At 60.2% G+C, this 18,432-nt stretch carries 14 protein-coding genes; 7 read left to right on the top strand and 7 right to left on the bottom strand.

The features are described 5' to 3' along the window. Positions 1–33 precede the first annotated feature (33 nt). Together ACOYXI_RS26785 and ACOYXI_RS26790 are read left to right on the top strand one after the other, a co-directional pair. A complete protein-coding gene (locus ACOYXI_RS26785) occupies positions 34–1,986 on the top strand; it encodes a hypothetical protein (protein ID WP_461675482.1) in 1,953 nt (650 codons plus the stop codon). Between the two features lie 285 nt (positions 1,987–2,271). Then, positions 2,272–4,518: an autotransporter outer membrane beta-barrel domain-containing protein gene (locus ACOYXI_RS26790; protein ID WP_461675483.1), complete on the top strand. Its 2,247-nt coding sequence runs from the start codon at positions 2,272–2,274 to the stop codon at positions 4,516–4,518. 114 nt (positions 4,519–4,632) lie between these two features. Here ACOYXI_RS26790 and ACOYXI_RS26795 read toward each other — a convergent pair whose 3' ends face one another. The 3 genes from ACOYXI_RS26795 to ACOYXI_RS26805 form a co-directional block, all read right to left on the bottom strand. Then, positions 4,633–6,042, bottom strand: coding sequence for a hypothetical protein (locus tag ACOYXI_RS26795; RefSeq protein WP_461675484.1), 1,410 nt, complete (start codon positions 6,040–6,042; stop codon positions 4,633–4,635). Between the two features lie 307 nt (positions 6,043–6,349). After that, entirely contained in the window at positions 6,350–6,745 is a 396-nt protein-coding gene (locus ACOYXI_RS26800) for a YbaN family protein (protein WP_098967773.1), read from the bottom strand. 10 nt (positions 6,746–6,755) lie between these two features. Continuing rightward, a complete protein-coding gene (locus ACOYXI_RS26805) occupies positions 6,756–7,343 on the bottom strand; it encodes a UPF0149 family protein (RefSeq protein WP_007962155.1) in 588 nt (195 codons plus the stop codon). 396 nt (positions 7,344–7,739) lie between these two features. Between ACOYXI_RS26805 and recQ the strand changes: the two genes are divergently transcribed. The 3 genes from recQ (at position 7,740) to ACOYXI_RS26820 (ending at position 12,338) form a co-directional block, all read left to right on the top strand. After that, positions 7,740–9,869, top strand: a complete 2,130-nt coding sequence (gene recQ, locus ACOYXI_RS26810; RefSeq protein WP_097090179.1) for a DNA helicase RecQ — start codon at positions 7,740–7,742, stop codon at positions 9,867–9,869. 133 nt (positions 9,870–10,002) lie between these two features. Then, positions 10,003–10,437, top strand: a complete 435-nt coding sequence (locus ACOYXI_RS26815) for a MarR family transcriptional regulator (protein WP_027613988.1) — start codon at positions 10,003–10,005, stop codon at positions 10,435–10,437. A gap of 128 nt (positions 10,438–10,565) precedes the next feature. Next, positions 10,566–12,338 carry a FimV/HubP family polar landmark protein gene (locus ACOYXI_RS26820; RefSeq protein ID WP_461675485.1) on the top strand — a complete coding sequence of 591 codons (1,773 nt, stop codon included), beginning with the start codon at positions 10,566–10,568 and terminating at the stop codon, positions 12,336–12,338. A gap of 142 nt (positions 12,339–12,480) precedes the next feature. Here ACOYXI_RS26820 and ACOYXI_RS26825 read toward each other — a convergent pair whose 3' ends face one another. Next, positions 12,481–14,682, bottom strand: coding sequence for a patatin-like phospholipase family protein (locus ACOYXI_RS26825; protein WP_097090178.1), 2,202 nt, complete (start codon positions 14,680–14,682; stop codon positions 12,481–12,483). Positions 14,683–14,753: 71 nt separating this feature from the next. Here ACOYXI_RS26825 and ACOYXI_RS26830 point away from each other — a divergent pair, with 71 nt between their 5' ends. Further along, a complete protein-coding gene (locus ACOYXI_RS26830; RefSeq protein WP_210557846.1) occupies positions 14,754–15,041 on the top strand; it encodes an Rdx family protein in 288 nt (95 codons plus the stop codon). Here the strand turns inward: ACOYXI_RS26830 and ACOYXI_RS26835 are convergent. Then, positions 15,035–15,928 carry a DMT family transporter gene (locus ACOYXI_RS26835; RefSeq protein WP_210557844.1) on the bottom strand — a complete coding sequence of 298 codons (894 nt, stop codon included), beginning with the start codon at positions 15,926–15,928 and terminating at the stop codon, positions 15,035–15,037. The two genes, ACOYXI_RS26830 and ACOYXI_RS26835, sit on opposite strands and share 7 nt — an antisense overlap. Positions 15,929–16,002: 74 nt before the next feature. Next, complete coding sequence (locus ACOYXI_RS26840) at positions 16,003–16,767, bottom strand: AraC family transcriptional regulator (protein ID WP_461675486.1); 765 nt, start codon at positions 16,765–16,767, stop codon at positions 16,003–16,005. 136 nt (positions 16,768–16,903) lie between these two features. On the opposite strand from ACOYXI_RS26840, the gene ACOYXI_RS26845 reads away from it, so the two are divergent. Continuing rightward, positions 16,904–17,719, top strand: coding sequence for a UDP-2,3-diacylglucosamine diphosphatase (locus tag ACOYXI_RS26845; RefSeq protein WP_041073087.1), 816 nt, complete (start codon positions 16,904–16,906; stop codon positions 17,717–17,719). Between the two features lie 120 nt (positions 17,720–17,839). On the opposite strand, the gene ACOYXI_RS26850 is transcribed toward ACOYXI_RS26845, so the two are convergent. Then, positions 17,840–18,430, bottom strand: a complete 591-nt coding sequence (locus ACOYXI_RS26850; protein WP_097090176.1) for an HD domain-containing protein — start codon at positions 18,428–18,430, stop codon at positions 17,840–17,842. Between the last annotated feature and the right edge of the window lie 2 nt (positions 18,431–18,432).

Here is an 18,432-nt window from a genome sequence, read left to right on the forward strand (position 1 = left end):
GCAGATAAAGCCCGTTTCTGAAGGAGCTGAAAAATGGCAAGTCCGAAACCATTGACGCCCGCTGAACAAAGTCGGGTCGATTATCTGAAAGTTCGCCGTGCTGTTACAAAAGCTGATGCACCCGTCATCAAAGTGCATCCAGATAACCCATTTCTAAGCGATACGTCGGATGATGAAGCCAATCAGATTCCGCTGAGCCAGCAGGGAAAGCCTTTCAAGTGTCTGGTTCCGAGACCTGCTGAGGCTGACGACCCGAAGATGATACCGGGCTTCATTCATCTGACGTTTGACGGAAGTCCGATAGTCTCTACTCGATACGATTATGTTACGCCGCTGAACCCCGATATTCTTGAAATCGAAATGACGTTTCCTGTCGGATACACCGATAGGCCGGGGCCACATGAGTTGGGATACTTTATCGATCAAGGCGGTAATGAGAGCAGCTCTGAACCGTTGGAGTGCAATGTTGATAGAACTCCTCCGCACCCGTTTTTTCCGGTTACTCTTCCGCAGGAAGTGATAGATGAAGGTATTACCAAAAAATATCTGGACGACATTGGTTTCGTAGCTATTAAGATTCCTGATTATGGAGATATGAGGATTGGCGATTTTATAGAGGTGTTATATGGGGACTCGATACCGTTGGCAGAGGTTGTCGATTCGATCACCCGGATTGATACCACCACTGAGATCGAGCTTGAACTTACCGCTGACCAAGTATTCAAGAAAGGTGAAGGGGATCACGCGCTTTTTTTCAGAGTCACCGACCGTAAGGGAAACCCAAGTGCTATTTCTCCATCAGTCCCCGTTACGGTCGTTCTGACAGACCCACCCGAGGGGCTGTTGCCCCTTGCTATTCCGCTGTTGGACGGTGTCGGTGACGGTCTGGTCGATCTGGCGGATGCGCAAAACCCTTTGGGCGTGGGAATCTTTAACGAATACACCCACTACTTGCCGGGAGATGAGTTGGTGGTGACCTACGACGACATTCCGCAGATGGCGAAGCCCATCAGCGGGTTCCCGTGCTACGTCGATATTTCGTTCAAAGACGTGTTCAACAACGACCCTGGTGTAAAAACTGTAGCGGCCCGCTACCAAATCAAACGCGGCAGCACCTATTACCCGCCAACTCCGATTTCCAAAGATGTTCTCGTTGATTTGCGAAAGCCCGGTCTGCCGATTGATCCGGAAAATCCAGACCCGACCAATCCAATTCTGGCGTTGGTGACGGTTCAGGGTGATTCCGGAGGCCTAGTCAATACGTTGCGAGAAGCCGACAAAGATGGGGACGTTACTGTTACGGTCAATACCTATGCCGACGCCAAGGAAAATGACACCGTTCAACTTGAATATGCGGGCCAGCTTGTTTCTGAGGCGGATGGTGGCCTCGTTACGATTCCAAACACTATTCCCACATCGCTTGAGTGGAAAGTAAAGTGGGACGTTATTGCGGCGGCAGGTAACGGTGATCCAACGCACCCGATGGCTTACGTCATCGGTCATTCGCTGAACGACAACGTAGATATTTCAAAACCTCGGAATGTGGATGTGGAGATTCAAGTGGACACTGTCCCTGATCCGGCATTTTTACACCTTGATCCTAACTATACTGACTGGCTGAACTGCAAAGCCTTGCGCCTGGATCCCATCAAGGGTGTGGTGGTCGAGGTGCACGTCCCGGGCGGGGAATTGGCACTGGCGAATCAGGAGCTGATATTCACCTATCAGGGCTATATCGACGCCGAAGGTGCAACCATCAAACCCGGTACGCTCGAGGAGGTGCCCTACACACCGACAGATCAGGAAGCCGCGGACGGCTTCATTGTGAAGATCCCATACGCACCCTTGCTCGCGACTTTCAATGCGTGGGGTGGCGTCGGTTATACGGCTGTCATTAACGGGCGCGACGTTCCCTCCAAAGAGCATTTGGTCAAGGTGTACCTGGTCAATCCGGGTGATGGCGGAACTTGCCCGTTGCCTACCTGATTCAATGCGTTTCAAAGGAAACACGGGAGGCCGCTACGCCTCCCGTGTCCTCGCTGAAACGGTTGCTGAAACAGGCGGATCATTCCTCGAGCGGGAAAGGACTTTTCCGTCCGGAGCTAGGACTTCTCCTACATTTTTGCTTGACCCGGATAGGTATTGTTCGCGCCTCTTACAGTCTTTTGGCGTTTCTTCTGAAAGATGTGAGGTGATGAACATTCAGGAAGCCACGTCATGAACAAAAACCATGTTTCGCTGCAAAAAAATGCTGCGGCAGGACTCTTTAAAATGCTGGTCGTGCTGCCAGCATTTTTTTCTACCGGCGGGCATTCTTTTGCCGCCGTTATTGTCGATAACGGCAATACGCTGAATATCGATGCAAGCACACCACAGAGCGATTATCTGGTACGCAACGCAAGCGTGCTGAACATCGCGGGGGCCAGCACCCAGAGTCTGTCTGTCACGTCCGGATCAACGTTGAATATCAACGGCGCAACGGTCAATGCCGACAGTGGGCTGGTGGGTATCCGCATAACCGGCAGCACGGGTGATCTCACTCGCGCCATCGTGACCAGTGACTTTATGGGGCTGGCGGTCAATCGGTCTATCGGCTCGACCCTTAGCTCCAAGGTCACTGCAACCGACAGTCAATTCAAGGGTGGGGAAATCGGTGCTCAGGTCACCGGCTTGAGCACGCTCACGCTCATCAACAGTCAGGTGACGGGCACAGGGGCTGACAGTACCGGCCTGAACATATTGGGGGGGGATGTACGCGCCTCCGCAAACACGGTTATCAGCGGCGACAAGACCGGGGTGACTATGGGCAGGGATCCCTCGGGCCTGGGCAACAATTCACTGCGGCTCGACAACGCCAGTGTGGAAGGCCGCACCGGTGATGCGATTCTTGTGGACAAGGGCATCAATGCCACCCTTGAGGTGTTGAACCAGTCTTCCCTGACGGGGGGCAACGGCAACGTGCTGACGGTGCAGGGCGCTTCCACCGCGGGCATGTCTGTCAGCGACAGCACGCTGCAAGGCAACGTCAACGTCACCGGCAACAGTACCGCCAATCTCACCTTCGATCAGGGCAACATGAAGGGCGATGTGCTGGTCGAAAACGGTTCGACTGCCAACGTCACCCTGCAGAACAACTCGCAACTGACCGGCCGTCTCGACAAGGTCAACGGCGTGACCGTCAACAGCGGTTCGAGCTGGACCCTGACAGGCGCTGACACTGTAGGAACACTCGCCATGAATGGCGGGACGGTGCGCTTTGGTGCGCAGGATGTGCCAGATACGTTCTACCAGTTGAACGTCGGCACGCTGGCCGGCTCTCCGGATGGTTCCAGTACGTTCGAAATGAAGGGCAATTTCGCCACCGGTCAGCACGACTTCCTCAATGTCACGGGTGTAGCCAGCGGGCAATTCGGATTGCTGGTGGCCGCTTCCGGTCTGGACGCGCTGAACCCGCAGCAGTTGACCCTGGTGCACACCGCCGCCGGCGACGCGCAATTTGCCCTGAGAGGCGGGCATGTCGATCTGGGTACCTGGTCTTATAAACTTGATCGGCGAGAAGTGGGGGAGGGCGGAACGGAATGGTTTCTCGACCCGACCACCAAGACCATCAGCCCCGGGGCGAAATCGGTGCTGGCGCTGTTAAACGCTCCGGTGACGCTGTTGTATGCCGAGGCGGCAACTTTGAGCAGCCGCATGGGCGAGTTGCGTTTCAATGGGGGTGACACCGGCCTGTGGATGCGCACCTACGGCAACAAGTACAACATCAGCGCCGCTTCCGGCGTGGGTTATCAGCAGACCCAGCAAGGGCTTTCTCTGGGGGCGGATACGCACCTGGGCGACAGTCTGTGGGTGGCCGGGATCATGGGCGGCTACAGCCATACCAACCTGGACGTCGCACAGGGGACTTCGGGTACGGTCGACAGCTACTATCTGGGCCCTTACGTGACCTGGATGAACAAGCAGAGCGGTTACTACTTTGATGCGCTGCTCAAGTTCAACCGCTTTCAGAGCGATACGAAAGTCGGCATGAGCGATGGCACCCGCGCCAAGGGCAGTTATGACAGCTCCGGTGTCAGCGCTTCGGCGGAGTTCGGGCGCCAGATCACCCTGGGCAACGGCTACTACATCGAGCCGTACGGCAAACTGTCGACGGCGGTGATTCGGGGGCGCAACTTTGATCTGGACAATGGCATGGAGGCCGACGGCGATCGCAGCCGCTCGGTGCTGGGTGAAGCGGGCACCACTGTGGGCCGCAATTTCAACATGGGCAATGGCATGGTCGCCCAGCCTTATGTGCGCGTTGCGGTGCAGCACGAGTTCATCAATAACAACCGCGTGACGGTCAACGCTGATAATCAGTTCAACAACGACCTGTCTGGCACCCGTGGTGTGCTGGGAGCAGGCGTTGCAGTGGCATTGACCAAGGACCTGCAGGTGTATGCCGGTTACGACTACAGCCATGGCAAGTACATCAAGAAGCCGTATGACTTGAATGTCGGAGCGCGCTGGACCTGGTAAGCAGCCTCATGATGTGAATACCTGAAAACGCCTCGCACCTGCGGGGCGTTTTTTTGTGCTGGCCTGCCGGGCAACCCGCTGTCCGGGCCGGCGGGTTGACCTGAAACCTGCGACTCAGGTGAATCGCAACACGTTGATTTCCTGATGCCCGGACTCATGCGTGCCCCGCCAGTGCGGCCCGTCACGGGACACCTGGTAGAACAGATTCAGTGCACCGTTCTCCAGCACCCGCAGATGTTTTCCCGGCACGTACAAGGTCACGAGATGATTTTCCACGTCCTCCGGGCTGACGATGTGCCGAGCCTCATACAAGTAGGGAATGCCATTGGCCTTGGTGCCCAGCCAGGCCATGTTGACGATATCGTCCGTGGTCATGCCCGGGTACTGAATGTTCACGGTAGCTGATGTGATATCGGCGCTCACCGTATTGCCCGCGGCTTCGCTTAGGACCGGCGCGGGGATCCGGCCTTCCACGCTGGCGAGTTCGTGCCTGGAGGGGAGCGCAGAGCCGTCGTCCTTTTTGTAGCGCACATACGATACGTCTGCGGTTCCCATGGCAATCGCCCGGACCTGCGCATTCGGAATCTGAAATATGAGGATGCTGGGGAAGCTTTCCACCCTCTGGGATTGTCGGTTGGGCAACGGAGCACCGGTGGGTGGTGTGCCTACCCAGGTCATGGTGACGGTGTCACCCACCTCGAAATCGCTGGTGGAGGCGCGAACATGCACGTTGACATCGCGATTGTTCAATTTATCGAGATCAATGATGCCGTTGACTGACTCCTGGATGATCGGCTCATCCAGCTGCCGGATTCCGGACATGACTTTGACTGTGGTCCTCAGCGACCACTTCTCGGAATGGTTGAATACCTCGTCATGGATCCCGTAATGCACCACCTGCGCGTTGCCGTCGCCACCGGCCACAATATCGTCCTGGTGTGCGGTGATCTCGATAGGTGCCGTGCCGGCTGCCTCATCGGCGCTGACGGTATGAGGTGGCAAGAAGGCATTGCCCCATTGCACCTGGATAACGTCGCGCACGGCGATGTTCGGGTAGGGAGGAATAACCATCGGCACACCCTTGGCTGCCCAATCCGCATCCACGCCGTTAACGATGACGTCGCGCGGCAGCTGCACGATGTGCAATTTTGCATGTCCGGGCAAATGGGGGTCATCGTCTTTGCCGCCCGGCAGATCCAGCTTCACCAGTATTCGCAAGGGCGTGGCGGGCTCGTCGGGGCTGGTGCTGCCTGCGCGGGTCAGTACGTAGTAGACCTCGTCGACCCAGCCGGGAAGGATGTTCGTCACAGGCAGGAAGAAAAACACCGGTTGGTTGCTGCCGTCTTCGTCATCCTGCAGAACCCGGGTAAAGATCTTGTGGTTCTTGCCCCAATAGATATCGAGCGTGTCACCTTTGCGCATGGGTTCGGCGTAGGCATCGACGGCGCAGAACAAACCATTGGGATACCGGTAGTAGGTTTTGCAGTTGATACCGCCGTCCCCATCGACGATCGGCTCTATCATGGCCGAAATCCGCAAGGGACGTAGTTTCAGCCCCGGAACTTCAGTCTGCAAGCGTGGAAACAGGAAGGAGTGAAAGTGCGTCATGACGAAAAACCTCGGCGAAGGACAGGTGGCTCTGCGAGGAAGGCGTTGATTAATTGGGCCTGATGTGGCGAGTATTGCCTACTGTCAGAAATAACAGGTAAGAGGTTTTTTCCGACGAGCGGTCAGTGGCAGGGCACTTGGATAACTGGCTCGAAACACACGAAACAGACAGCTTGAGGCGCTGTATCGGGAGTAAATGCAGATGTAGCGGGGGCGGCGGTATTCAGGATTTATCCAAAGTCTTTTGCCGAAGGATGTACACCGTCACCAACACCGCGCTGGTCAACATGAACCCCCGTGCCCACGGCAGCGGCACCAGGTAGCACGAGAACAGAATGCTCGCCCACATCAGCCCGATCGCGTAGACCTTGCCCTTGAGCGGAATGCCGTTGCCGTCGAGGTAGTCGCGGATCCATGGCCCGAGCTTCGGGTGCTCGACCAGCCATTGATAGAAACGCGGAGAGCTGCGCGCGAAGCAGGCTGCGGCGAGCAGCAGGAAAGGGGTGGTGGGCAGAACCGGCAGGAAAATCCCGATCACCCCCAACGCCACGCTGAGCCAGCCGACGGCCAGCAGGAAGTAGCGCAACATCAGGGAGCGGTTGCCTATGGGGTTGTCCATAGGCCGGATCTTAGTGGTGACGTGGCTTGAGGATCGCCGGTTTTTCGTCTGGCGCCTGGCACAGCAGGTACAGCGCGGTCAGGGCTTCCGGGATCTGCACGATCATGTCGTCCATCAGGTTGGCGTCCTTGGCGATGTCTTCGAACTCTGGCTGCTCGTCGAACAAGCCCGAACCGACCATGATCGGCAGGAGCATTTCGCTGACTTCTTCTTCAGCGGTTTCGAACCAGGCCGCTTCACGCAGGAATACGCCTTCCATGAAGCCGATGCACCAGCCGCGCAGTTCAGAGTCGTCCGGCTCGTCGCCCAGGTCCAGGTCGCACGGCAGTTCGAATTCTTCGTCGGACGCCAGTTGACGGGCGATGTGTGCCTTGAGACCAATCAGGGTGGCTTCGATTTCTTCGCGCTGGGCTTCGCTGCTGTAATGCGGCTCTTCGGCGAACAGGGCGTCGATCCACTCACGCTCCGGTACGTCTTCTGCACAGATTGACAGGGCGGTCAGGTAACCGTGGGCGGCCACGTAATCCAGCGCCTCTTCGTGCAGCTCGTCGGCGTCGAGAAAGACTTGCAGGCGGGTTAGTTGCTCAGCGAAGGACATTACGGGGCTACCTTGGGGGAATAAACAATGCGGGAATTCTAGGCCTTCTTGAGCGCTCAAGCCAGCCGCACGGCAGATTTGCCGCAATTACAGGCAACACGAATATCCCTGTGGGAGCGGGCTTGCTCGCGAATACGGCGTATCAGACACTTTTGCATCGACCGGCACGCCGCCTTCGCGAGCAAGCCCGCTCCCACAGGGTTTTCGTGTTGGCGGCTAGCGGAGTCTTATCAGCGGCACCCTGTGCCGGGGAACGCTCGGGTATACTGCCGCGTTTTGCGCTCCCTGCTCGTATTGCGGCTGTCATTGCAATGCGCTCTTACGTTTTGTTTAAGCAGCTGTGGCTGTCCTGAACCAGCCTGTGCAGGGATGTTTCGGTAGATTTTTGGAGTTTTTATGCTCGAACAGGCTCAACGCGTCCTCAAGGACATCTTCGGCTACGACAGTTTCCGTGGCCGTCAGGGTGCAATCATTGAGCGCGTGGCCAGCGGCGGTGATGCGCTGGTGCTGATGCCTACCGGTGGCGGCAAGTCCTTGTGCTTCCAGGTCCCGGCGTTGCTGCGCGAAGGCCTGGCGGTGGTGGTGTCGCCGTTGATCGCGCTGATGGACGATCAGGTCGCCACCCTCGAAGAGCTGGGCGTGGCCGCTGCGGCGCTGAACTCCACGTTGAGCGCCGAACAGCAGCGCGATCTGGCGGCGCGGATCAAACGCGGTGAAGTGAAGATGCTCTATCTGGCGCCCGAGCGTCTGGTGCAGCCGCGCATGCTGTCGTTCCTGCAAGGCTTGAACATCGCCCTGTTCGCCATCGACGAAGCGCACTGCGTGTCGCAATGGGGCCATGATTTCCGCCCGGAATACCTGCAACTGGGCCAGTTGGCGGAAATGTTCCCCGACGTACCGCGCATCGCCCTGACTGCCACCGCCGACAAGCGTACCCGCGAAGAAATCGTCACCCGCCTACACCTGCAGAACGCCGAGCGTTTCCTGTCGAGCTTCGACCGCCCGAACATCTTCTACCGCATCGTGCCCAAGGAACAGCCGCGCAAGCAGTTGCTCGCGTTCCTTGCCGAGCGGCGCAGCGATGCCGGCATCGTCTACTGCCTGTCGCGCAAGAAGGTCGAGGAAGTCGCCGCGTTCCTCAGCGAGCAGGGCTTCCCGGCGCTGCCGTATCACGCCGGTCTGCCCAATGATCTGCGCGCCTACCACCAGAAACGCTTCCTCAACGAGGAAGGCCTGATCATGGTCGCCACCGTGGCGTTCGGCATGGGCATCGACAAGCCCAACGTGCGTTTCGTCGCGCACCTCGATCTGCCGAAATCCCTGGAAGCCTATTACCAGGAAACCGGGCGCGGCGGCCGTGATGGCCTGCCGGCGGATGCGTGGATGGCGTACGGTCTGCAAGACGTGGTGATGCTCAAGCAGATGCTGCAGAACTCCGAGGGCGACGAGCGCCACAAGCGTCTGGAGCAGCACAAACTCGATGCGATGCTCTCGCTCTGCGAAGAAACCCGCTGCCGCCGGCAGACGCTGTTGGCGTATTTCGACGAAGACATGCCCGAGCCGTGCGGCCACTGCGACAACTGCGTCGACGGCGTGCAGACCTGGGACGCCACCGAGCCGGCGCGCCAGGCACTGTCGGCAATCTATCGCACCGGCCAGCGCTATGGCGTCGGCCATCTGGTGGACGTGTTGCTGGGCAAGGACAACGAGAAGGTCCGCAGCTTTGGCCATCAGCACCTGTCGGTGTACGGCGTCGGCAAGGCGCTGAGCGAGAGCGAATGGCGCTCGTTGTTCCGGCAACTGGTGGCGCGTGGTCTGGCCGACGTCGATCATGAAGGCTACGGTGGCCTGCGCCTGAGCGATACCTGCCGGCCATTGCTCAAGGGCGAAGTGAGCCTGGAGCTGCGCCGCGACCTCAAGCCGCAAGTCACCGCCAAGACCGCCAGCAAGAGTCCGGCCAGTCAGCTGGTGCGTGGCGAAGAGCGCGAACAGTGGGAAGCCTTGCGTGCACTGCGGCGCAAACTCGCCGAAGAGCATGGCGTGCCACCGTACGTCATCTTCCCCGATTCGACCCTGCTGGAAATGCTCCGCAGCCAGCCGACCTCGCTGGCCGACATGGCGCGGGTCAGCGGTGTTGGTGCGCGCAAGCTGGAACGTTACGGCGAAGCCTTCCTGGAAGTGCTCGGCGGCGAGGCCGAGGCGCCGAAAGTGGTGGCCGATGTGCGTCACGAACTGATCACCCTGGCCCGCGCCGGCATGACCCCGATGCAGATCGCCGGGCAGTTGCAATGCTCGGAAAAGAACGTCTACACGATGCTCGCCGAGGCCATTGGCAAACAGCAATTGTCGCTGGAGCAGGCGCTCGACTTGCCTGAAGAACTGATGGGCGAAGTGCAGGACGCGTTCCTCGACGGCGAGGGCGAGTTGCCGTCGGTCGCCGAAGTGGCCGAGCTGTTTGCCGGTCGGGTTCCGGAAGGCGTTCTTTACTGCGTAAGGGCTGCGCTGCAATCGGAATTCGAAATGTAAGAGGGCGATTGCGCCAACCGTCAGGCAGTTGTAACGATTCAGTACAGGTCGGCTCTTGCCTATAGCCAAATGTCATGCTTAGCTGACTAATAATTAGTTTTTCTCTATTTGTCAGTCTACTCATGAGTGTTTTATGCCGTTAACCGATCAACACCGCTTTGGCATGCAATTGGCCCAGATGTCTCGTGGCTGGCGTGCCGAACTGGATCGCCGGCTGGCCGGTCTGGGCTTGTCCCAGGCACGCTGGCTGGTGCTGCTGCATCTGGCGCGTTTCGAAGACGCGCCGACCCAACGCGAGCTGGCGCAAAGCGTCGGTGTCGAAGGGCCGACCCTCGCGCGCTTGCTCGACAGCCTGGAAAGCCAGGGCCTGGTGCAACGTCAGTCGGTGATGGAAGACCGCCGGGCGAAAAAAATCGTGCTCTGCGCTCCGGCGCTGCCGCTGATCGAACAAATCGAAACCATTGCCACGCAGCTGCGTCACGAATTGTTCGAAGGCGTCGACGAGGCGGATCTTAAGGTGTGCATGCGCGTTCACGGGCACATTCTGGGCAACCTGGAAAAATCTTGAGGCATAAACCGCGCGCCGGTTTTTTGAGGGATCGCGCAGAGCAGACTATAAGAACTACTGGGCAATATCGTGTTCGTACCGGATGTGCGAACGCATAGAAACCGGTTTTGCTTATTTAAGGGATGCTCATGCTCGCAAGTCGGCACGTTGTACTGCGCGGTGGCGCCAGATGGCTGCTGGTCGCTGGTGTATTCAGCTATTCGACCTGGTCGATGGCGCTGGGGTTGGGGGACATTACCGTCCACTCAGCCCTCAATCAGCCGCTCAAGGCCGACATCGCCCTGGTGGATGCCGCGGGCCTCAGTGCCAGCGACCTCTCGGCCAGCTTGGCCACCGCGGATGAATTCGCCCGGGCCGGGGTTGAGCGGGTGTTCTTCCTCAATGACCTCAAGTTCACCCCGATCCTGCATGGCAATCGCCAGATGATCCGGGTGACCTCGCGCAAACCGGTCAATGAACCCTTTCTGAATTTTCTGGTGCAGCTCAATCAGCCCAATGGCCGCCTGCTGCGCGAGTACACGCTGCTGATCGATCCGCCCGGATCGCCGAGTATCTTGCCGGCCACCGACGAGCCCGATCCACGTCCGCAATCTTCTGAATTTCCCACCGTCGAACCTGCCACGGCGGCGCCTCAGGCTGCTCAGGGCAAGCGCGACGCCGCCCCTTCAGCGCCACCCCCTCCGGCGACGGCGGCGCCAGCCAACGATGCCGTGGCCGAGCAATTGGCGGCCAGCGCGTTACTCAATCAGCAGCTGCAAAAGACCGTCGAGGAACTCAACACAAAACTGCAGGCGCAGGATATCCAGCTAGCCGACGGCAAAAAGCAGATCAGTGATCTGCAAACGCGTTTGAGCGAACTGCAACAGCCGCCGGCACCGGCCCTCACGCCGCCAACTCCCGCGCCAGTCACCACTGCGCCTGAAGCTGCCGACGATGGTCTCAACTGGCCGCTGCTCGGTGGCTTGCTGATGCTGCTGGGATTATTGGGTGCCGGGCTGTTCGTACGACGTCGGCGGCAACTGGTGGAGGGCGCGGCGCCACTGGCAGCTCTGCCGGCAGATCGGCAAACAGATCCTGAAGACCCGCCAACCACTCAATCGGCGAGCATCCGCGCAGCCACCGAACACCGTGAAGAACCGGCGGCCGGCGATGTGCTGGAGGCGGTGGGGATCTATCTGGCTTATGGTCGTTTGAGTGAGGCGGTCGGGTTGTTGCGCAATGCCATGGACAAGGAGCCCGAGCGCACCGAATTGGGTGTGCAATTGCTCGAAGTGCTGGGGCGGCAGGGCGACAGCGCTGCTTATGAACAACAGGAACACCGCCTGCGTGATGCCGGGGTGGATCCTCAGCAACTGGCTGCGATCCGAGAGCGGCATTCAAAATTGACCGGCGCTGCGCCGATAACCCCGGTGCTGCCAATTGCCGCCGCCGCAGCGGTGGCGCCTGCGCCACCGGCGGCCGAGGATGATTTCGAGTTGAATCTGGGTGAGCTGTCGATGGCGTCCAGTTGGGATCTTGAAGACAGTCGTTCGACACCTGAGCAGCCCGTAGAGCGGACTGCATCGAACTCCGATCTCGAGATCCTGCCGCCGGACTTCGAGCTGCTCGAAACGGTGGCCAGCGAAGAGGCGGAGCTGGAGTGGATCCCCGAACCGGACGCGCAGCCGCTGGACGATGACTTTCTTAACGAATTCGGCGACCCGGGCGAGTTGCTGGCGCTGGAGCCGCTGGATCTAGCGGCGACTGAGCCGGAACACGGCTCGGAGAAACTCGAACAGGCACAGACCTGCATTGATGATGGGGATATCGACAGCGCGATTGCCTTGCTCAATGAGTTGCTCAAGGAAGGGGATGAACCCCTCAGGCAAACGGCACGGACGTTACTCGCGGGTATTCGCTGATGGTTGAGTCACCGGAATTGTGCGGTGACCGGACTATCGCCTTCGCGAGCAAGCCCGCTCCCACAGTTGGAATGCGTTCCAGTGTGGGAGCGGGCTTGCTCGCGAAGGCGGCCTGGCAGGCAATATAGATCCACCTGAATGTTCAGAACGTCTGCCCCAGATTCAGATAAACCGCCTGCTCGTTCGCATCATTCAAGCCATACGTGAAATTCAGCGGCCCCAACGGCGTATCGAAGCCGATAAACACGCTGGCGGCATTGATGTAGCCGCTGTCGAATTCATTGTCGTTGTTCCACGCCCGCCCACGCTCCAGCGAAGCCCCGGCATACAGCGGGAAATCGAGCGGCAAATAAGAGCGTGGCGTCAACCGGCGGTAGTACACCGCGCGCATCAGGCTGACGTTCTGCCCGGAAATAGAATCCTCGCGAAAGCCCGACAGCTGTCGCGCACCGCCGAGCAGGAAACTCGACGTCACCACATTGGCATCGTCCAGCGTTCGGCCATAACGGCCGCCGAGAATCAGTGTATCCGGGCCATGGCTCATGGCTTTATCGAGCTTGAATTCCCACTGCCGGTAGCGCGTGTCCGAGCCGAGGCCCGGTTCGAATTGCATCAGGGTCAGGCTGACGTCCTTGCCCTCGTGGGGGAAGTAGACGTTGTCCAGCGAGTCGAACGAGTACTTCAGCGAGTAGAACCCTTCAGTGAAGTTTTCTCTCGGCAGGTCCTGATCGCCGATGCGCACATCCGCTTTACCCCAGGCCTCGCCGACCCCGAAGCGGATTTCACCGTTATTGCCGATCTGCCGGCCGAAATTGAGGCCGAAACCGTAGCGTTCGACGCGATATTGGGCGATCGGGTCGTTGTCGAGCACCGCATCGACGTTCTGCGCTTCAAACGCAGCATACGGGGCGACGAAGTAGCGCGAGCCGACGTCCAGCGGCTGATAGAACTCGGTGTAGAGCTCCTGTTTGTCGCCGATTTGTGCGCGGGTCAGCCATTCCGCGCCGAGGCGGTTGATGCCGTTGATGCGGTAGCTGGCACCGAGATTGAAGGCGCTGTCACCGCGCATGTCGTCTGACAGGTTCAGGCCGACCCGCAGGTAATCGGTGCCGCTGCGTTTGCCCCGGGCGCTGATCACTAGCGTGTGATCCTGGCCCTTGTGCACTACGCGGTACTGCACCTGTTCGAAGTAATCCAGGCCGTACAGCGTGCCCATGTCCGAGTGCAGTCGGCCCAGATCCAGCGGCTCGCCGATCGGCTGACGGATGTAATAGCGAATCACCTCATCGCCGACTTTCGAGTCGTTCTCGACCCTGATCGCGGTGATGATCGGCGTGCGCTGGCCTGGGGCGCGGGCCGCATTGAGTTCGGCGTCTTGAGATTGCTGAGGTTTGAGCTGAGCGAGGCGGGCGTCGAGAATCCGCGTGGCGCGGTAACCGGCGTCAATCATCTCCTGGGCCTTGCCGAAATCGGTCACGCCGAATGCCGCCAGCGCCGGCTGGATCAGCACGTCGGTGGGTTTGAGGGCGGCCAGTTGCTCTTCGGAGTTGCGCCGGGTCATCAGGGTGATCGACTGGTTCAGCACATCGACCACGGTCGTCAGTTGTTTGCGGTTGCGCAGCGGCGTACCGATGTCGACCACGATTGCCACGTCGACACCCATCTCCCGCGCGACGTCGAGCGGGATGTTGTCAGTCATGCCACCGTCCACCAGCAGCCGACCGTCCAGTTCGACCGGGGCAAACACCGCCGGAATCGACATGCTGGCGCGGATCACCTGCGGCAAGTGACCTTTGCGGAACACCACTTTTTCGCCATTGGCGATGTCGGTGGCGACGGCGCGGAACGGGATCGGCAGCTTGTCGAAGTCGCGGGTGTCACTGGTGTGCGCCAACAGGCTTTCCAGCATCAGCGCCAGGTTCTGGCCCTGAATCACCCCCAGTGGCAGGCCGAGGCTGCCGTCATCGCGAAAACTCAGTTGCTGTTTCACCAGAAAGTCGCGGTCGTCCTGCTTGCGGCGAAACGGCACGTCTTCGCGTGGCGGCGCGTCGGACAGCGCCTGCTGCCAATCGATGTTCAGGGCGAGTTTTTCCAGTTCATCGATCTTGTAGCCCGAGGCATACAGGCCACCGACCACCGCGCCCATGCTGGTGCCGGCAATCGCATCGATCTTGATGCCTTGCTCCTCAAGCGCCTTGAGCACGCCGATGTGCGCCAGGCCACGGGCGGCGCCACCGGACAGCACCAGGCCGACTTTCGGGCGGGGCGCTTCGGCGGCATGCACGGTGACATTAGCAAAGAGGGGCAGAAAGCCAAGCAGCAGGCAGAACAGCAAACGGCGCATGGTGAGTCTCGGGGCAAGCGATAAAGCCGGCTATTATAGCGGCGCCCTCTGTCTCAGGAGTTTCAGCGAACATGTCTGCTGCAAAACCGGAAATCGTCATCACTTATTGCACCCAATGCCAGTGGCTGCTGCGCGCCGCGTGGCTGGCGCAGGAGCTGCTCAGCACCTTCGGCGATGACCTCGGCAAGGTGTCTCTGGTGCCCGGCACCGGAGGGGTGTTTCACATCAGCTGCGACGACGTGCAGATCTGGGAGCGCAAGGCCGACGGCGGTTTTCCCGAGGCCAAGGCGCTCAAGCAGCGGGTGCGCGATCAGATCGATCCTGCGCGCGACCTCGGCCACAACGACCGCACTCAGTGAGACGCGGCTTCGGCAGCCACGGTTTTCTTGTCGGCGCTGCCTGACATCCGCGCCGAGACCACGATGGCAACGATGATCAGCGCACCACCGATCAGCATGCGCACGGTCGGGTTTTCATCGAACAGCAACCAGGCGACGGTGATTCCGTAGACCGGCTCCATGGCGAATACCACGGCGGCGGTGCGCGCCTTGATCACCGCGAGGCTGGCGACGAACAGGCTGTGGGCGACGCCGGTGCAGAACACCCCGAGCAGGCCGATCCACAGCCAGTCCAGCGCGCGCACTTCACTCAGTTGCGGCGCAGCCACCGGCAGCAGACACAGCGCCACCACCACGTTCTGGCACAGCGCGGCCTGCACCGCCGGGATGCGTCCGGAGCTGGCGCGGTTGGTCAGCGACAGCAGGGCGAACAGCAAGCCCGACAGCACCGCCCAGAGCAACCCGGTGGTGGCGCCGCTGGCCAGATCGAACGCCGGGGTCACCAGCACCAGACCAACGCTGACCAGCACTACCAACACGATTTCATTGGCGCGGATGCGTTCGCGGAAAATCAGCCCTTCGAGAATCACGGTGAACGCCGGGAAGCTGGCAAAACCCAAGGTCGCGATGGCGACGCCAGCGACCTTCACCGCGATGAAAAAACTCACCCAGTGCCCGGCCAGCAACACGCCGCTGAGCGCCAGGCGCCGCCAGTCGACCGCCTGCAGTTTCTGCCAGCCGTGCTGACTGGCGAAGCGGGCGAAAAAGGCCAGGGCGAGCACGGCAAACGCCGCACGCCCGAAGACGATCACCGCCGGCGAGGCGGCCGCGAGTTTGCCGAACACACCGGTCAGGCCGAACATCAGAGCGCCAATGTGCAGGGCGCCGAGGGCGGTACGCGGAGTCATTGCAATCCTTAATCCGAACACAGTTTCAATGTTGCCCATTGAAACGTGTTGCGGCGCAGAAGTCTGTCGGCGAACTAGCGTTTTTTGTCGCAGGAGTCGCGACGCAATTGCCCCGGTGAGGCGCCGAACTCGCGCAGCACCGCCGCCGCGAACGCGCTCTGCGAGCTGTAACCGACCCGACTGGCGATCTCGCCGATCGGCAGCGCGCTCTCGCGCAGCAGGCAGACTGCCTTGTGCAGGCGCCGGCTGCGAATGTATTCCATCGGCGTCTGCCCGCATTCCGCCATGAACCGCGCGTGCAGCCGGGCGCTGGACAGCCCGGCGATCTGCGCCAGATCGGCCACTTGCAGCGGGTAGGCGGCGTATTGTTCGATGTGCGCATCCAGCGCCGCGTAGGGCAGGCGCCGCGCCGAATGTTCGGCAGGTCTGGCGTGATTCAGGCTGGCCAGCAGCAACACCGCGCCTTGCTGGGCGATCAGCGGATCCGTGACCGGGCTGTTCGCCAGCCAGTTGACCAATTGGCTTTGCCCGGCATCAAGCGACAACCGTGCAGGCTGGTCGAGCAAGCGCTGACTGGCGTCGGCGTGCTCGCCCAGCGAATCGTTCAGCCATGGCCCGTCGGGTACGTCCAGCACCAGACAACGGCTGCCATCCGGGCTGCCGCAGGCGTGATGCGCGCCGCCGGGGACGACCACGAAACTCTGCTGGCGCACCTGGCTGCCCTGACCCTCGACTTCGAAATCCAGCGCGCCGGACAGCCCGAACACCAGTTGCGCGTGGTCGTGGCTGTGGACGATCAGGTCGTGGGTGTATTGGCGCAGAGTGAGGATCGGGCGCATGGAAGAAGTCTCCGAAGTGAGCGCCAGTCTACACCGGGGCGACGGGCTTGCGCGCTGTCACACGACTGACGCCTGTCTGTCATGGTCGATTCACCCGGCACGTGCACAGTGGCGAAAACATCGCAGAGGGTTGCCCATGACCAGCGCCGAGCTCGCCAGACCCAGCCGCAAACAACGGGTGCGTACCTTGTGGATTTCCGACGTGCACCTGGGCACGCGGGATTGCCAGGCCGAGCACTTGTCGCAATTTCTCAAGGGCTACCACGCCGACAAGATCTATCTGGTCGGTGACATCATCGACGGCTGGAAGCTGCGCGGTGGCATGTACTGGCCGCAGGCGCACACCAACGTGATCCGTCGCCTGCTGACCATGAGCAAGCGCGGCACCGAGGTGATCTACGTCACCGGCAACCATGATGAATTCCTGCGCCGCTATTCGAAGCTGATCCTCGGCAACATCCAGTTGGTCGACGAGGCGGTGCACGTCACGGCGGATGGCCGGCACCTGCTGGTGATCCATGGCGACCAGTTCGACGTGATCACCCGCTACCACCGCTGGCTGGCCTTCCTCGGCGACTCGGCCTACGAATTCACCCTGACCCTCAACCGCTGGCTCAATCACTGGCGAGCGCGTTATGGCTACGGCTACTGGTCGTTGTCGGCGTACCTGAAACACAAGGTGAAGACGGCAGTGAGCTTCATCAGCGACTTCGAAGAAGCCATCGCCCACGAATGCGTGAAACGCGAATTGCACGGCGTGGTCTGCGGGCACATTCACCATGCCGAGATCCGCAAGGTCGGCGAGGTGGATTACCTCAATTGCGGCGATTGGGTGGAGTCGTGCACGGCGTTGATCGAGCACTGGGATGGCACGATCGAGCTGTATCGCCTGGCGGATGCACAGGCGCGGGAGGCACAGCTCAAGGCCGCCAAGGTTGCCGAGATTGCCTAGACCCCAGATATCTCCTGTGGGAGGGGGCTTGCTCCCGAATGCGGTGTATCAGTAAGTACATGTTTATCTGACACACCGCCTTCGGGAGCAAGCCCCCTCCCACATTGATCTGTGGTGTTCTCAGGCCGGGCTGTGTTCTTCCATCGCGGCCTTGTAAATCGAGTGCTTCGGCTGGGCAAACAACCGCTCCATCATCGGCTCGAAGAAGCTCAGCGGCAGGGTTTCATAGGCCGGGTCGAACGCCGCCGCATCGTACCTGGCGCAGAACTCCGCCGTGGCCTGATACTGCGGATGCGCGGCGAATTGCTCGCGCAGGTGCCGATCCATGCCCAGGTGATGGAAGAAGTAGTAGCCCTGAAAGATCCCGTGCTTTTCGACCATCCACAGGTTCTCGGCGCTGACGAACGGCTTGAGAATCGCCGCCGCGATGTCCGGGTGGTTGTAGGAGCCGAGGGTGTCGCCAATGTCATGCAGCAGCGCACAGACCACGTATTCCTCGTCACGACCATCGCGATAGGCGCGGGTCGCGGTTTGCAGCGAATGGGTCAGGCGATCCACCGGGAAGCCGCCGAAATCGCCTTCGAGCAACTTCAGGTGCGCGATGATCCGCGACGGCAATTGCCGAGCGTAGGCGCTGAAGTCCGCGGCGATGATCGCCCAGTCTTCCTGCGTGCCGTCCTGCATGTGAGTGAAGCGGGCATTGGCGTTCATCG

Source organism: Pseudomonas sp. G3-19, assembly GCF_054855875.1.

Bases quoted from the DNA above. Each gene is read 5' to 3' on its own strand.
- ACOYXI_RS26785 (WP_461675482.1), top strand. From the start codon at position 34: ATGGCAAGTCCGAAACCATTGACGCCCGCTGAACAAAGTCGGGTCGAT.
- ACOYXI_RS26790 (WP_461675483.1), top strand. From the start codon at position 2,272: ATGCTGGTCGTGCTGCCAGCATTTTTTTCTACCGGCGGGCATTCTTTT.
- ACOYXI_RS26795 (WP_461675484.1), bottom strand. From the start codon at position 6,042: ATGATAGAGCCGATCGTCGATGGGGACGGCGGTATCAACTGCAAAACC.
- ACOYXI_RS26800 (WP_098967773.1), bottom strand. From the start codon at position 6,745: ATGGACAACCCCATAGGCAACCGCTCCCTGATGTTGCGCTACTTCCTG.
- ACOYXI_RS26805 (WP_007962155.1), bottom strand. From the start codon at position 7,343: ATGTCCTTCGCTGAGCAACTAACCCGCCTGCAAGTCTTTCTCGACGCC.
- recQ (WP_097090179.1), top strand. From the start codon at position 7,740: ATGCTCGAACAGGCTCAACGCGTCCTCAAGGACATCTTCGGCTACGAC.
- ACOYXI_RS26815 (WP_027613988.1), top strand. From the start codon at position 10,003: ATGCCGTTAACCGATCAACACCGCTTTGGCATGCAATTGGCCCAGATG.
- ACOYXI_RS26820 (WP_461675485.1), top strand. From the start codon at position 10,566: ATGCTCGCAAGTCGGCACGTTGTACTGCGCGGTGGCGCCAGATGGCTG.
- ACOYXI_RS26825 (WP_097090178.1), bottom strand. From the start codon at position 14,682: ATGCGCCGTTTGCTGTTCTGCCTGCTGCTTGGCTTTCTGCCCCTCTTT.
- ACOYXI_RS26830 (WP_210557846.1), top strand. From the start codon at position 14,754: ATGTCTGCTGCAAAACCGGAAATCGTCATCACTTATTGCACCCAATGC.
- ACOYXI_RS26835 (WP_210557844.1), bottom strand. From the start codon at position 15,928: ATGACTCCGCGTACCGCCCTCGGCGCCCTGCACATTGGCGCTCTGATG.
- ACOYXI_RS26840 (WP_461675486.1), bottom strand. From the start codon at position 16,767: ATGCGCCCGATCCTCACTCTGCGCCAATACACCCACGACCTGATCGTC.
- ACOYXI_RS26845 (WP_041073087.1), top strand. From the start codon at position 16,904: ATGACCAGCGCCGAGCTCGCCAGACCCAGCCGCAAACAACGGGTGCGT.
- ACOYXI_RS26850 (WP_097090176.1), bottom strand. From the start codon at position 18,430: ATGAACGCCAATGCCCGCTTCACTCACATGCAGGACGGCACGCAGGAA.